The organism is Microbacterium sp. 1S1 (genome assembly GCF_008271365.1).
In the GTDB taxonomy this organism is placed as follows: Bacteria; Actinomycetota; Actinomycetes; order Actinomycetales; family Microbacteriaceae; genus Microbacterium.
This window is the reverse complement of sequence record NZ_CP043430.1, coordinates 1,716,713-1,731,097: the sequence shown is the minus strand read 5'-3', so window position 1 is coordinate 1,731,097 and position 14,385 is coordinate 1,716,713. Positions and strand designations below refer to the sequence as shown.

The window sequence follows — 14,385 nt, the reverse complement described above, 5'->3', positions numbered from 1 at the left end:
CGATCAACCCCGCGGAAGTGGGCGGCGACATCTCCGGGGGCGTGTTCGACATGCGGCAGGCCCTGCGGCGCCCCGTCCTCTCCCCGCCCCGTGGCGGACCCCCATGCGTGGCGTGTACCTCGCCTCCGCCTCGACCCCGCCCGGCCCCGCCGTCAACGGCATGGCCGGGTGGCACGCGGCGCACACGGTGCTGCGGGACGCCGGGACGCCCGCCGAGCTCGACGACCTGTTCGACTGACCAGCCCTTTCCCCCGACGTCCGCCCGGTCCAGGATGGGGTGCATGCGCTACGAGATTCCGGCCCCCATGCTCGCGAAGGCCGTCGCCGCGGTCCCCGACCCGGACAAGACGCCCGGCGGTCTGCTCTACGAGCCGAAGTGGGACGGATTCCGCGGCCTGATCGCCTGGGACGGGGAGAAGGTGGAGATCGGCTCGCGCGGGGCGAAGCCTCTCACCCGCTACTTCCCGGAGCTCGTCGACGCGATCCCGCAGCTCCTCCCGGTCCCCTGCCTGCTCGACGGTGAGATCGTCGTGGCGACGGGACGGAGCGGCGCGCAACGACTGGATTGGGAGGCGCTCAGCCAGCGCATCCACCCGGCGGCCTCCCGCGTCGCCACGCTCGCCGCCGCGACGCCGGCGATGTTCATCGCCTTCGACCTGCTCGCCTCCGGAGAGGACGACCTGCGGGACCAGTCGTTCGAGACACGGCGCGCGCGGCTGGAGAGCCTCATGGAGTCCGTGGATCACCCGCTTCACCTGACGCGGACCACCCGCGACCGGGACGCGGCCGTGCGCTGGCTCGACGAGTTCGAAGGGGCGGGACTGGACGGCGTCGTCGCGAAGCCACTGGCGCAACCGTACGCCCCGGGGAAGCGCACCCTGTTCAAGATCAAGCACGCCCGGACCGCCGACGTCGTGGCCCTCGGCTACCGCATCCACAAGTCCGGCACCGGGGTGGGGTCGCTGCTCGTCGGCCTGTACGACGCCGACGGGACGCTGCGTCAGGTCGGTGGCGTCGCGGCATGGAGTGACGCGAAGCGCAAACAGCTCGTGGAGGAGCTCGCCCCGCTTGTCGAACGCGACGAGAACGGTGCCGCAGTGACCGGCGAGGGCGAACGGTCGCGCTTCAGCGGCGCGAAGGACGTGTCGTACGTGCGGCTGCGCCCCGAGCGCGTGCTGGAGGTGCGGTACGACCAGCTCGAAGGCGCCCGCTTCCGGCACACGGTGCAGTTCGAGCGGTGGCGGCCGGACCGCGACGCGCGCTCCTGCACCTACGACCAGCTCGACACCGTCGAGGGTTACGACCTGGCCGACGTCCTGAGCTGACCCGGTTCAGCCCTCGACGGGGTTGCCGTCGGCGTCCCAGTTCGCCGCGTTCTTCTTGCTCGGCTGCACGCGCGGCGGCTCACCGGGCATCTTCGGGAACTCCGGCGGGAACGGCAGCTCTCCGAGGCCGTCCTCCTTGTCGCGCTCCCACCACTCCAGCAGCGTGTCGATGCGCCCGGGCCTGGCCTGCATGTCGGCCCAGGGGTCACCCACCTCGTCGAGTCGCTGCGGGATGCTGCGCACGGTGAACGCACGGGGGTCGAGGTCGTCGAGCTCCTCCCAGTGCACGGGCGTGGAGACGGTCGCTCCGGGCAGGGCGCGGGGACTGTAGGCGCCGGCCATGGTGCGGTCGCGGTTGGCCTGGTTGAAGTCGACGAAGAGGCGCTCCCCGCGCTCCTCCTTCCACCAGTTCGTGGTGACCCGGTCGGGCATCCGCCGCTCGAGCTCGCGGCCGGCGGCGATCACGGCGTGCCGCACATCGAGGAACTCGTGGGTCGGCTCGATGGGCGCGAAGACGTGCAGGCCGCGGTTGCCGCTCGTCTTCGCGAACGCCTCCAGCCCGGCCTCACGCAGCACGTCCCGGAGCGCGTGGGCCGCGGGGACGGCTTCGGCGAACCCGGTGCCCGGCTGCGGGTCGAGATCGATGCGCAGTTCGACCGGGTTGTCGGAATCCGTCGCCAACGACGCCCACGGGTGGAAGACGATCGTGTTCATCTGCACGGCCCACACGATCGCGCTGGTGCGGTTCAGGACGATCTGCGGGTGGCGGCGGCCGCTGTTGTAGGTGACGGTCACGGCGTCGACGAACTCGGGAGTACCCTTCGGCGGATTCTTCGAGAAGAACCCCTCCCTGCGAGGCTCACCGGTGGCGCCGACCCCGTCGCGGAAACGCTCCAGGGACACCGGCCGGTTCCCGTTCGCCGACAGGAAGGGCACGGATGCGAGCTGCACGTACTCCGCGAGCTCCGCCTTGGTGATCCCGAGGTCGGGCCACACGACCCGGTTCGGGCTGGAGAGCGCGACCTCGCGCTCTCCGTCGGTGTCGGCGACGGTCAGGGTCACGCGTTCGGAGGCCATGCTCCGACCCTAGGGGGAGGTTCCGACGCACGGAACCCCCGGCGGACCCGGGTGCGCAGGCCGTCAGTCGTCGTCGATCTGCACCGCGCGCACGAGCACGGGAGCGAGGGCGGTGCGCTCGACCACCATGGACGGACCGGCGGAGTCGATGATGACGCCCGCCATCTCGGGGTGGCTCGACAGCACCTTGGCGAGCTGCTCCGGCTCGAACGGGAGCGGACGGTCTCCGCGGCCGAGGGCGATGACCTCCAGAGGGTGGGTGAAGAGCTGCAGGAAGCGGCGGCCGTCGGCGGTCTGGGCTTCGGCGATGCCGACCTGACCGGTACCCGATCCGTCGTTCACGGCCACCCACATGCGCGTCGTGGCGAGAGCCTCGCCCACCCGGGCGGGCGAGTCCTGCTCCCGCGGTGCCGCGAGCAGCGACTTCACGGTCATGTCGACGTCGGCCTGCTCCAGGGTCTTCTGCAGGAGCTCGGTGGGGAACACCACGCGGTGCGGCGCGGACGCGTTGTCGATGATGAGACCCGCGAAGTCGCCGGACACGACCTGCTGCATGACCGAGGTGGTCGGCTGCGCGACCGCGGACGTCGCGGACGGGTCTGCTTCGAGCTGCACGGAGTCGCGGACGGCGGCCGCCGAGCTGAACGCGAGCATGAACTGCCGCTCACCGTCGCGGACCACGGCCACCGCGAGCGGCTTGCCCTCGCTGATCTGCGCGCGGGCGTCGCCGTTCACGCGGATGTAGAGGTGACCTTGGAGCGCCTGCCGGAGCACTCCCAGGAGCTGCTCGTTGGAGGCGCCCGCCTCGATCTGGGTCAGGGACTCGCGCAGCAGCACGTTGTCCTTCATGCCGGCGACGGTCTCGGTCTGCTCGGGCGGGAGCGCGGGGGCGAGCGGCAGCTTCCGTTCCGGCGCGGGAGCGGGGGGCTCCGCCGCAGGGCGGGACGGCTCCGGGCTCACGGGGCGCGCGGGTGGCGCAGCAGCCTCCGGATCCGGCAGGGCGACTTCGGGTCCCGCTTCCGCGCCGACGCCACGGAAGGCCTGGACGGAGATGCCGACGGTGGGAGACCCCTCGACCGTCGGGGCCGCAGCCTCCTCGGTCGCCGGACTCGCGTCTTCCTCCGTTCCGGCCTCGGGCGCGGTGGACGGGGCGGGAGTGACGGCGTCGTCGCCGGACTTCTTGCGGCGGGAGAAGAGGGCCATGAGAGCCAGCCTAACCGCCTCTCCCCGCCCTCCTCGCCGCCCGCTAGAGCTTCTGGATGGGGGCGACCTTGATCAGCAGCTTCTTCTGCCCCGCCGTGTCGAAGCGGACGTGGGCGATGCGCTTGGCGCCTTCGCCGGTGACGGCGTCGACCCGCCCCTCTCCGAAGTCGTCGTGGCGGATGCGGTCGCCTGCGACGAGTTCGAGGTCGCCGTTGTCGCGCATCTTGGCGGTGACGCGGTTGGGGATCTTGTCCATCGCCGTCGACAGCGGCTTGAGGGATTCCCGGGGCAGTGCCTTGACGCCGAAGCGGTCTCCCGAGCCTCCGGAACGGCGGGCGTTCAACGCCCGGGACTGCATGCCGCCGCGCGAGTTCACGTCACCCGGCGACTGCCGCCAGTCGATGAGAGCCGCGGGGATCTCCTGCAGGAACCGGCTCGGCATCGCCACGGTCACCTCGCCGAACTGCGCGCGGGTCATGGCGAGCGACAGGTGCAGGCGCTTCCGGGCGCGCGTGATGCCCACGTAGAACAGGCGCCGCTCCTCCTGCGGGCCACCGGGCTCGCCCGCCGAGATGCGGTGCGGGATGAGGTCCTCTTCGACGCCGGTCACGAAGACCGCGTCGTACTCGAGGCCCTTGGCGGTGTGCATCGTCATGAGCGAGACCGACCCGGATTCGTCGTCGAGGTCGTCCGCGTCGGAGACCAGCGCGACCTCGGTGAGGAAGTCGGTGATCGTCCCCTCGGGATTGTTGCGTGCGAAGTCCCGGGTCACGGCCACGAACTCGTCGAGGTTCTCCACCCGCGCCTCGTCTTGCGGGTCGCGGCTGGCCCGCAACGCATCGAGGTACCCGCTCTTCGCCAGGAGCAGGCTGAGCCCGTCCGCCACGGAGGTGGGCGGTGGCACCTCTCCCGTCGGCGGCAGCATGATCGCCGTCGCCTCGGCGAGCACCGCATCGAGTTGCGCGATGGCGGCCTGGATCTTCGGGCCGACGCCGAGCTGCCCCGGAAGCGACAGGGCATCGCGGAAGGAGATGCCATGCTCCTCGGCGAAGCGCGCGATCGCCGTCTCGGTGACGTCGCCGATGCCGCGCCGCGGCTTGTTGAGGATGCGGCGGACGGCCATCTCGTCTGCGGGGTTCGCGACCGCCACGAGGTACGCCAGCGCGTCCTTGATCTCGGCGCGCTCGTAGAACTTGGTGCCGCCCATGATCTTGTACGGCACGGCGGAGCGGATGAAGATCTCCTCCAGCGCGCGGGACTGGGAGTTCGTGCGATAGAAGACGGCCATCTCCGAGTACGGCATGCCCTTGCGATGCAGCGCCTCGATCTCATCGGCGACGAACTGGGCCTCATCGTGCTGCGAGTAGCCGGTGAAGCCGATGATCTTGTCGCCCTCGCCGCGATCGCTCCAGAGCTTCTTGTCCTTGCGGTCGAAGTTGTTGCCGATGACGGCGTTCGCCGCGGAGAGGATGTTCTGCGTGGACCGGTAGTTCTGCTCGAGGAGCACCACCTTCGCCCCGGGGAAGTCGCGCTCGAACTCGCTGATGTTGCGGATGTCCGCACCGCGGAACGCGTAGATCGACTGATCGGAGTCGCCGACCACCGTCAGCGACGCCCCGGCCTCGCCCGCGCCGGAGGCCGGCTCGGGATCGGGCTCGAAGATCATCATGCCGTTCGAGGCATAGGGCTCCGGTGCGGCGCCGACGCCGGAGACCGGCCGGGTGAGCTCGTGGATGAGCGCGTACTGCGCGTGGTTGGTGTCCTGGTACTCGTCGACGAGGATGTGCCGGAACCGGCGGCGGTAGGTGTCGGCGACCTGGGGGAACGCCCGGAAGAGGTAGACCGTCTGGCCGATCAGGTCGTCGAAGTCGAAGGCGTTCGCCTTCTGGAGCTGTCGCTGGTAGTCGGCGAAGACCTCCACGAAGACGCGCTCTGCCGGATCGCTCATATTGGCCTGGCGGGCGTACGACTCGGCGTCGGAGAGCTCGTTCTTGAGCTTGGAGATACGGCCCTGCACGGCGGCGGGCGTGAGGCCGTACGCGTCGGCCTCGTGCTCCTTGACGAGCCTCTTGAGCAGCGCGCGGGAGTCGCCGGAGTCGTAGATGGTGAAGTTCTTCGTGAACCCGAACTGCTGCGCCTCACGGCGGAGGATGCGCACGCATGCGGAGTGGAAAGTGGAGATCCACATGCCGCGCGCGGCGTCGCCGATCAGCCCCTCGACGCGCTCGCGCATCTCGCCGGCGGCCTTGTTGGTGAACGTGATCGCGAGGATCTGGCTCGGCCACGCCTCCCGGCTGCGCAGGAGCGAGGCGATGCGGCGCGTGAGCACGCTCGTCTTGCCCGACCCGGCGCCGGCGACGATGAGCAGCGCGGGGCCGCGATAGGTGACGGCCTCGAGCTGCTGGGGGTTGAGGCCGGCGAGGAGGTCGTCCTGCGCGGGAGCGCCGGAGGACTGCGGGCCGACGGATCCGGGGACGATGAGAGGGGCTTCGGTCATGACCTCTCGAGTCTAGGCGGCGGCACCGACATCGCGGTCCGCGCGGGCGGAGGGGCGGGGCACCCGCCCGCACCCTCCCCGGTCAGACCGCCCTCCTCCATCGGCGCAGCACCAGGACCCCGGTCGTGAGGAGCATCAGCGCGAGGGCGACGGCCACCACCGGGAGGTCGGCCCCGGTCGCGGCCAGTCCCTCGCCCGCGGCGGTGACGCGCAGGTCCGCCCAGCCGAGGAGCCTGCCGTCCGCCGCAAAGACGGCGATCCGGTGCGCGCCCAGCGGCGCGTCCTCCGGAACGGTGACCGTGAGGGCACCGGTCGCGGAGAGCGTTCCTGCGGCCAGGCGGACGGGGTCGGAGTACATCCAGATCGCCGCCCGCGCTCCGGCGGCATCCACACCGACCGAGACGGTCACCCGCTGTCCGCGCGCCGCCATCGCCGGGTCGACCGTGACACCGTGGCGGTTGCCGTCCACGAGACTCGAGCCCGGGAGCGGCGGGTTCTCCCCACCGGGGTTCTCCCCACCGGGGTTCTCCCCACCGGGATTCTCGCCACCGGGGTTCTCGCCGCCCGTGCCGCCCGGCAGCGTTCCGGTGCGCAGCGCCTGGGAGGCGAAGCCGTCGGCGAACCACCACACCGGACGCTTTCCGTCGATCGACAGCGTCGCGGGGGCCGTGGCGAAGCCCTCGTTGTTGATGTCTGGCATGCCGGACGGCCGCGCATAGTGCGCCACGTCCGGCTCGGCCGTCCCGTTCAGGGTGAGCTCCGCGGAGCGGCCCTGACAGCCGTCGTCGCACACCGCCCACAGCGTGCCACGCACCGTGTCCCAGTCGAGGGCCATCACACCGCTCAGACCGGGGGCGATCTCGGAGACCAGCGTGGCCCCGCCGTCTGCGGCGAGCGCGAACGCGTAGACGTGCCCGTTGTCCTCCACGGCGACGAAGAACAGACCGTCCCCGTGACCGGGGTGTGCCGTGGGGTCGTAGGCGGCGCCGGTGGTGTCGTCGAAGAGCTTCCCGGCGAGCGCGGTGTCCGGCACCCACTGCACGGCCTCGATGCCCAGGTTCGCACCGACCGCCGGGAGCTTCGCCGTGAGATCCCATTCCCGCTGCGCCACCAGGTCACCGGTGGACGCTTCGGGGTCGACCTGGAGCAACACGTTCCGGTTCACGCCCTTCGCGCTGTTGTCGCGCTCGGACGCCACGTAGACCAGGCCCTTCCCATCGACCGTGATCCCCTCGGTGTCCGGCCCTGCGGCGCCCGGGTCGTCGGCGTCCTTCGCGAAGCGCACCCGCTTGCCCTCATCCCAGCCCACGGCTTTCTCCACCGAGCCGTCCGCGCGGGCCTCGAGCTTCCAGATGCGCCCCTCGCCGTTGTCGACCGCCCAGAGGAAGGCGCCGTCCGAGGTCTCCTGCACGTCGAGGCCGGAGCTGTCCTCCAGAAACGTCGGCACGTCATCGAGCACACGCACCTCGGCGGACCCCGGCCAGGTGCCGACCGCGACCTCGCCCGCGCAGACGTTCGCCGTCCCCTTCGTGGGCGCCGCGGTCGCCGCGAAGACTCCGGAGGTGTCCGGGCACCGACCCCACGTGGTCGCCACATGCCCCTCCCCCCACGTCGTCTCGTCGATGAGCAGATCCCCGTCGAACAGCCGGACGGAATCCCCGGCCCCGAGTCCGAAGCCGAGCTCCGCCCGCTCGATGACGAGGTACGCTCCGGCCGCGATCGTCCTGCCGGCAGGCACCGTGTAGACGTGGGCGTCGTCGTCGTCCTTCACGACGAGCCCGCCGACATCGAGCGAGGCCCCGGTCGGGTTGACCAGCTCGATCCAGTCGTCCGGCGCCCCGCCGTCCGACTCGACCTCGTTGATCCGCACCGGGTTCCCGCAGGCGTTGCGCTGGCCCTTGGTCGCCGCGGGCGCGTCGATGAACTCCCCGGTGCCGTCGGCGCAGCGAGCCCAGACACCGTCGGCGTGCGCGGTGTAGACGTGCTCGTCGACCGTGAGGCCGTTCGCGTCCCGCAGGGTCACGGTGTCGCCGTTTCCCAGACCGAAGACGAAGTCGGCCGGCTGATCGAACACCCGGTAGCCGCCCGGAGGCAGCAGCGTTCCGGCGGGTGCGGGGGTCGTCTCGGTGGCGTGTCCGACGGGATCACTGTCCATCACCGACCACCCGGACAGGTCGACCGCGGTGCTCCCGGTGTTCACGACCTCAACCCAGTCGGTGGCGTCCCCGTTGGACTCGATCTCGTTGATCGCGACGTCCGGGCGGACGCACGCGTTGGGCGCTGCCGGTGTCGCGTGAGCGAGCACGAACGCGCCGGCACCGTCCGGGCAGCGCGCGAGCGTGGCGGCGGCGGTGTCCCCGTCGATGGCGGCATGCCCCTCCCAGGGCGGCGTGTCATCGACGAGCGTGCCCACGGTGTCGAAGAGGCGGATGCGATCCGCGCTGCCGATGCCGATCGGGTCGCGGAACGCCGTCTCGACGCCGTCCACGAGCCCGACGGTACCCTCCTCGACGACGAGGAAAGCACCGGGCTCGATCGTGGTGCCGGGGAGGAAACGCCACCGGTGATCGTCGGAGTTGTCACGGATCTCGTAGCCGGAGACGTCGATCGCCTCCGTGCCGGGGTTGTGGAACTCGACCCAGTCGGCCGGCTGCGAGTCGACCTCGTTGATGCGGATCGCCCCGGCGACCGGCGCGACGCGGCAGTCATTGGGCGCACCGGGCGTCGCCGCGGTGGCATGCGCCCAGTCGCCGGTCCCGTCGGGGCAGCGCGCCCAGACCGCCAACGGAGCGGTGTTCGCGTACGCGTAGGCGTCGACCTCGGCCCCGTTCGGGTCATGCAGGACGACCTCGTCACCCTTACCGAGCCCGAAGTCGAAGTCCTGGTCCTTGACCAGCACGAGGAATGCGCCGGGCGCGAGCACCGTACCGGCCGGTGCCGCGCCGAAGCTGTCGCGTTTCTCGTCCGAGACCCGCCAGCCGGTGAGGTCGACGGCCGTGGAGCCCGCGTTGTAGAGCTCGATCTGATCGGCGAGTCCCGTCGCCGCGTCGTCGTACACGATCTCGTTCAGCACGAGGCCCGGGGCGGCCGTCGGCGCGGCCTCCACCGGGGCGACGGCGCCGGAGGCGGCGACGGGAGCGGCGATCAGGGCGGCGGCGCTCAGTGCGCACGCCGCCGCGACAGCCGCCACGGATTGCAGTCGGGGCATGGGGGCTCCTGGAAGAGGGCTCGACTGAGCACAGACGGGTACCCGCCCAGATCACCGCCGCCGGGTGTCCGCCCGACGACACGTCGGTGGACGGCCGGTGAACGACACGTGGCGGCTTCCTCCGCTCCCGTCCCCGTCAGGCGATACGGGTGCCGGGTGGCAGCCGTCTGGCGGGCGTGCGCGTTCGCGCCCAGGCACCGGCGAACAGCGCCCCGGCCAGCACCACCTGGACCCCGAGACCCACGAACCAGCTCGGCACCGTCTCGTCGATCACCTGCTCGGCCGTCCGCGACGTGCTCTCCAGGTCGCAGTCGTCCCAGCGCTGCTCCAACGGCGAGAGTTGCGCACTGCGGACGCCGAACTTGATCTGTCCGTAGAGGTCGATCGGATAACCGGCCGTGTTGAACTCCGTGGGGGTGGCGTCGGCGAGGACGACGAACGGGTTGGCGGCGAGCGCCCACCACACGAGGTCGAACCGGGGCACCTCGTACGTGTAGGTCTCCCAGCTCTCGCAGTCCACGTTGCCGTTGCCGTCGTAGGGGCGGGTGTAGGTGGTCGCCTCGCTGCGCACGGCCATGCCGCCCAGCGCGAACACGATGAGCGTGCCGATCACGAGAGCAGAGACGACGAGATAGGTGGATGCGACCGAGAAGAGCGGCCGGGCGATCAGGCCGCTCAGGCCGACGCCGATGGCGGCGACGATGACGATCTCGGCCGCGAGGATCAGCAACGCCACGAGCAGCACGACCGGATCGGTCCCGCCTGCCAAGAGCGACGCCCCGAGGAAGGGGACGGCCACCAGGAGGAACGCACCGCCCGTCGCGATCGCCGCGAGCAGCTTGCCGAACATGATGTCGCCGGTGGACGCCGCGGTGACCTGGATCGGCGCCAGCGTGGCCGCATCCCGATCGCCGTTGATGGCGTTGCCACTCAGGGTCGGCGAGACGAGCACGACCAGCAGCAGGACGACGTTGACGACGATGGACGACACGCCGGCCCCGACGTCCTCCCCCCAGGAGTACACCGCGAACGACAGCCCCGTGACGCCGAGGAGCACGAGCGCGAAGACGCCGAGGAGCACGTACCAGCCGACGCTCCGCAACCGCTGGGTCAGCTCGAGGCGCGCGATGACGCCGATGTTCGCGAGGCTCATGCTCCCGCCTCCGTTCCGTGGGGTGCCGCGGGCGGCGGCGTCGTCGCGATGGGCGGCTGCGGGTGCCGGAGGGCGAGGAACGTGTGCTCCAGGTCGCTCTGCGCGGGCGCGAACTCCGCGACCGGGAGCCCGGCTTCCACGAGACGGCGCAGCGACGCGGCGGCGGCCTCCTCACCGGCGAACCCGACGAGGACGGCGCCGCGGTCGACGGCGAGGGACTCGGGAGCGAGCTCGAGAGTCGAGGCGACCTGCCACGTGTCCGCGTTCAGCCGTTCCGGGGTCGCGCCGGCGAGCCGTACCCGCCAGGCCCGGACGGTGCTCTGCGCCGGCGCGGCATCGACGACCGCTCCGCCCACGAGGAACACCGCGTCGTCGACGACTTCCTCCAGTTCGGACAGCACGTGGCTGGAGATGAGGACCGTGCGCCCCTCGGCCGCGAACCGCCGCAGGAGGACCCGCAGCTGCACGCGGGCCTCGGGGTCGAGCCCCGATGCCGGCTCGTCGAGGAGCAGCACCTGCGGGTCGTGCACGAGGGCCCGGGCGAGGCCGAGCTTCTGCTTCTGCCCACGGGAGAGCACTTTCGCGGCCGAGTCCGCGAGGGGTCCGAGTCCGACGAGGTCGAGGAGATGCTGTGCCCGCCGTTCCGCGTCCTGACGGTCGATCCCATAGAGGCGGGCCGTGGTGACGATCGTCTCGCGGGCCGTGAGCGAGGGCCAGGCGCCGAGGGCGTCCGGCATCCACCCCAGCACCCGACGTGCCGCGAGCGGGTCGGCCTCGGGGTCGACGCCGCCGATGCGGATCGTGCCGCTGTCGGGAGCGAGCAACGAGGCGAGCATGAGCAGCAGGGTGGTCTTCCCCGCGCCGTTCGGACCCACCAGGCCCGTCACCCTCCCCGCCTCGGCGCGCAGGGTGGCCCCTCGCACGGCCTGCACGTCCCCGAACGCTCTGCTGACGTCGTCCACCACTATTCCGGTCATGCGGTCAGTCTGGCATCGCGCGGCGTCGACACCGGGGACCTCGCGGCGGATCCCCAGCCCGGCCGCCCGGCGGGTGACACAATCGCTGTATGCGCACGATCCTCAACATCATCTGGGTCATCCTCGCGGGCTGGGCGCTGTTCCTCGGCTACGTACTCGCCGGCCTGCTGCTGTGCATCCCGATCATCACGATCCCCTGGGCCATCGCCTCGTTCCGCATCGCCGCCTACGCCATCTGGCCGTTCGGCCGCGAGGTCGTCAGCAAGCCGACGGCCGGCGTCGGCTCGTTCCTCGGGAACGTGCTGTGGGTCATCCTCGCCGGGTGGTGGCTCGCCCTCGGTCACATCGTGTCGGGACTGGCGCTGTGCATCACCATCATCGGCATCCCGATGGGCATCGCCGACTTCAAGATGGTCCCCGTGTCACTCATGCCGCTCGGCAAGGAGATCGTCTCCACCCGTCAGGGCGCGTTCGACCGCACGCTCTGACCGGCCCGGCTCAGCCGCGGAAGAACGCGACGCCGAGGTCGGGGTGGTCGACGAAGACGCCGTCCACACCCTGCCGGGCGATCACGCCCCACTCGGCCTCGTAGTCCCCGAACGCCCTCTTGCCTCCGGGTCCGCGGTACGCCGCCGCGAGGAAGGTGTTCTCCGGGCGGCAGGTCCAGGTGAAGACGGTGAGGCCGCGGGAATGGGCGTCGGCCACCAGCGTCGTCCCAGGGACGAGCAGCATCTTCTTGTCCACGCTGATCCCGTCCACCTGGCCGACCAGGCGGTCGAGGTTCTCGGGAGTCACCGTCTCGGGGTACGTCAGCGTCCCAGGCCCCTCGGCGACGAGCAGGTCGTACGGCTGTCCCGCCGCCTCGATGAGGTACACGAACCCCGCCGCGACGCCCTCGGCACGGAGCCGCCGGAGCACGGTCGACTCGAAGCTCTCCACGAGGAGCGGCAGCGCTCCCGCCGCCCACCCCGCATCCCGCAGCTCCTGCGCGATCAGCGGAGCGAGGTCGAGCCCGATGCTCGCGAAGTGGGTGGCGTGCTTGACCTCGAGCACGACACCGATCTCCCTGCCCTGCTCCTCGGCTGCCGCGCGCACGAGGTCGAGCACGTCGCGCAGGCGCAGCACCGGCTCCGTCCCGTCGAAGGAGGCGCTGGCCGCACGGAGCTTCGGAAGCCGTTCCCGGCACCGCAGCGTCGACAGCTCCGCCCAGGTGAAGTCCTCGGTGAACCACCCGGTCAGCGCTGAGCCGTCGACACGCCTGGTCGTCCGGCGATCCGCGAACTCCGGATGCTCGGCGACGTCCGTGGTGCCGGAGATCTCGTTCTCATGTCGCACCACGAGGACGCCGTCCTTGGTGGCCACCACGTCCGGCTCGACCGCGTCGACGCCCAGCGCGAGGGCGAGCTCGTAGGACGAACGGGTGTGCTCGGGCCGGTAGCCCGGAGCACCGCGATGCCCGATGACGAGCGGGGATTTGCTGGGCACGCTCACAGCGTAAGCCACCCCGGGAGTGTCGCCACGCGGGTATCGTGGAGGAAAGCGACCTACGACCCCCCTTTTGGAGTGAGGCCCACCGATGAGCAACTTCGCTTTCAACAATCCTGCTTTCCAGCAGCAGGACCCGCGCAACGTCGCGACGTATCCGGGTGCGCCCCAGGCTGCTCAGGGTGCCCAGACCGCGTCGTTCCAGCACGGTGCGATGGATGCCGCTGCCAACGCGCAGCTCGAGGGCATGTACGCCGCCCCCGCTGCCGGCTCTCTCGAGACCGACCGGATGTCCGTCGAGGACACCGTGTGGAAGACCGCCGGCCTGTTCGGCATCCTTCTCGTCACCGCCGCGATCGGCTGGGTGCTGACCCTGGGCGGCATCACCGTCCCGGAGCGCGACCCGTACAGCGACTACGCCCCCAACCTGCTGCCCTGGATCGTCGGCGCGCTCGGCGGCTTCGTGCTCGCGATGGTCATCTCCTTCACGTCGCGTAAGAAGGTCCGCCCCGCGCTGATCTTCGCGTACGCCGCGTTCGAGGGTCTGTTCATCGGTGGCATCTCGTCGTACTTCGAGGTGCTGTGGCCGGGCATCGTCTTCCAGGCGACTCTCGCGACCCTCTCGGTCGTCGGCGTGACCCTCGCGCTCTTCGCCAGCGGCAAGATCCGCGCGTCGAAGAAGGCCACGAAGATCTTCATGATCGCGATGATCGGCTACCTGGTCTTCTCGCTCCTCAACCTCATCCTCATGTGGACGGGCGTTCTCCCGCAGGACCAGGCCTTCGGCCTGTACAGCGCCGAGATCATGGGGATTCCGCTCGGCCTCATCATCGGCGTCCTCGTCGTCATCATGGCGGCCTACTCGCTGGTGCTCGACTTCGACCAGATCCAGCAGGGCGTCCGCAACGGCGCCCCCCGGAAGTACGGCTGGCTCGGCGCCTTCGGCATCATGGTCACGGTCGTCTGGCTGTACGTGGAGATCCTGCGGATCATCGCGATCGTCCGCGGCAACGACTGACAGCCGCTGCGCACGAGGCCCGTCTCCGTGAGGGGGCGGGCCTCTTGCCATACCGTGAGGGGAGCGCGCAAGGGGTTGGCGCGCGATCCGGGCACCGGGCACAGTAGGTGTCACGAAGCCCCGGCACCCCGGGGCTCCCGACCCAAGGAGCTGACCATGAGTTTTCTCGGCTTTCTTCTTCTCGGCCTCATCGCCGGAGCCATCGCCAAGCTGATCCTGCCCGGAAAGCAGGGTGGCGGATGGTTCATCACGCTGTTGCTCGGCGTCGTCGGCGCCCTGCTCGGCGGCTGGCTGGGCAGCCTGATCCTCAACCGTCCGCTCACCGAGTTCTGGGACCTCGGTACCTGGCTCCTCGCCATCGGCGGTTCGATCATCGTGCTGCTGATCTACGGCCTCATCGCGGGCCGCGGCCAGCGGGTCAACGACTGACGCAGGCCCCACT

At 70.8% G+C, this 14,385-nt stretch carries 11 protein-coding genes; 4 read left to right on the top strand and 7 right to left on the bottom strand.

All coding sequences use genetic code 11. The features are described from left to right. The first annotated feature begins 281 nt into the window (after positions 1–281). Complete coding sequence (locus tag FY549_RS08465) at positions 282–1,325, top strand: ATP-dependent DNA ligase (RefSeq protein WP_149084645.1); 1,044 nt, start codon at positions 282–284, stop codon at positions 1,323–1,325. Positions 1,326–1,331: 6 nt separating this feature from the next. Here the strand turns inward: FY549_RS08465 and ligD are convergent, their stop codons facing one another. From ligD to FY549_RS08435, 6 genes are all read right to left on the bottom strand, one after another. After that, positions 1,332–2,402: a non-homologous end-joining DNA ligase gene (gene ligD, locus FY549_RS08460; protein WP_149084644.1), complete on the bottom strand. Its 1,071-nt coding sequence runs from the start codon at positions 2,400–2,402 to the stop codon at positions 1,332–1,334. A 63-nt stretch (positions 2,403–2,465) separates the two neighbouring features. After that, positions 2,466–3,605 (bottom strand): SseB family protein, encoded by a 1,140-nt coding sequence (locus tag FY549_RS08455; RefSeq protein WP_149084643.1) that lies wholly within the window; start codon positions 3,603–3,605, stop codon positions 2,466–2,468. A 43-nt stretch (positions 3,606–3,648) separates the two neighbouring features. Then, entirely contained in the window at positions 3,649–6,102 is a 2,454-nt protein-coding gene (locus tag FY549_RS08450) for an ATP-dependent helicase (protein ID WP_149084642.1), read from the bottom strand. Positions 6,103–6,184: 82 nt separating this feature from the next. Next, positions 6,185–9,310 carry a lamin tail domain-containing protein gene (locus FY549_RS08445; protein WP_149084641.1) on the bottom strand — a complete coding sequence of 1,042 codons (3,126 nt, stop codon included), beginning with the start codon at positions 9,308–9,310 and terminating at the stop codon, positions 6,185–6,187. A gap of 136 nt (positions 9,311–9,446) precedes the next feature. Beyond that, positions 9,447–10,463, bottom strand: coding sequence for an ABC transporter permease (locus FY549_RS08440; RefSeq protein ID WP_149084640.1), 1,017 nt, complete (start codon positions 10,461–10,463; stop codon positions 9,447–9,449). Beyond that, a complete protein-coding gene (locus tag FY549_RS08435; RefSeq protein ID WP_149084639.1) occupies positions 10,460–11,440 on the bottom strand; it encodes an ABC transporter ATP-binding protein in 981 nt (326 codons plus the stop codon). The genes FY549_RS08440 and FY549_RS08435 overlap by 4 nt, the downstream gene beginning before the upstream one ends. An 89-nt stretch (positions 11,441–11,529) precedes the next feature. Between FY549_RS08435 and FY549_RS08430 the strand changes: the two genes are divergently transcribed. Continuing rightward, positions 11,530–11,928: a YccF domain-containing protein gene (locus tag FY549_RS08430; protein WP_060922036.1), complete on the top strand. Its 399-nt coding sequence runs from the start codon at positions 11,530–11,532 to the stop codon at positions 11,926–11,928. Positions 11,929–11,938: 10 nt separating this feature from the next. Here FY549_RS08430 and FY549_RS08425 read toward each other — a convergent pair whose 3' ends face one another. Then, positions 11,939–12,925, bottom strand: a complete 987-nt coding sequence (locus tag FY549_RS08425) for a glycerophosphodiester phosphodiesterase family protein (protein WP_149084638.1) — start codon at positions 12,923–12,925, stop codon at positions 11,939–11,941. 91 nt (positions 12,926–13,016) lie between these two features. On the opposite strand from FY549_RS08425, the gene FY549_RS08420 reads away from it, so the two are divergent. Together FY549_RS08420 and FY549_RS08415 are read left to right on the top strand one after the other, a co-directional pair. After that, on the top strand, positions 13,017–13,943 hold the full coding sequence (locus FY549_RS08420) for a Bax inhibitor-1/YccA family protein (protein WP_149084637.1): 927 nt from the start codon (positions 13,017–13,019) through the stop codon (positions 13,941–13,943). 156 nt (positions 13,944–14,099) lie between these two features. Beyond that, entirely contained in the window at positions 14,100–14,372 is a 273-nt protein-coding gene (locus FY549_RS08415) for a GlsB/YeaQ/YmgE family stress response membrane protein (protein WP_025103755.1), read from the top strand. Positions 14,373–14,385 lie beyond the last annotated feature (13 nt).

Excerpts from the sequence above, each read along its gene's own strand:
- FY549_RS08415 (WP_025103755.1), top strand. The coding sequence starts at position 14,100 with ATGAGTTTTCTCGGCTTTCTTCTTCTCGGCCTCATCGCCGGAGCCATC.
- FY549_RS08450 (WP_149084642.1), bottom strand. The coding sequence starts at position 6,102 with ATGACCGAAGCCCCTCTCATCGTCCCCGGATCCGTCGGCCCGCAGTCC.
- FY549_RS08455 (WP_149084643.1), bottom strand. The coding sequence starts at position 3,605 with ATGGCCCTCTTCTCCCGCCGCAAGAAGTCCGGCGACGACGCCGTCACT.
- FY549_RS08435 (WP_149084639.1), bottom strand. The coding sequence starts at position 11,440 with ATGACCGGAATAGTGGTGGACGACGTCAGCAGAGCGTTCGGGGACGTG.
- ligD (WP_149084644.1), bottom strand. The coding sequence starts at position 2,402 with ATGGCCTCCGAACGCGTGACCCTGACCGTCGCCGACACCGACGGAGAG.
- FY549_RS08440 (WP_149084640.1), bottom strand. The coding sequence starts at position 10,463 with ATGAGCCTCGCGAACATCGGCGTCATCGCGCGCCTCGAGCTGACCCAG.
- FY549_RS08465 (WP_149084645.1), top strand. The coding sequence starts at position 282 with ATGCGCTACGAGATTCCGGCCCCCATGCTCGCGAAGGCCGTCGCCGCG.
- FY549_RS08420 (WP_149084637.1), top strand. The coding sequence starts at position 13,017 with ATGAGCAACTTCGCTTTCAACAATCCTGCTTTCCAGCAGCAGGACCCG.
- FY549_RS08430 (WP_060922036.1), top strand. The coding sequence starts at position 11,530 with ATGCGCACGATCCTCAACATCATCTGGGTCATCCTCGCGGGCTGGGCG.
- FY549_RS08445 (WP_149084641.1), bottom strand. The coding sequence starts at position 9,310 with ATGCCCCGACTGCAATCCGTGGCGGCTGTCGCGGCGGCGTGCGCACTG.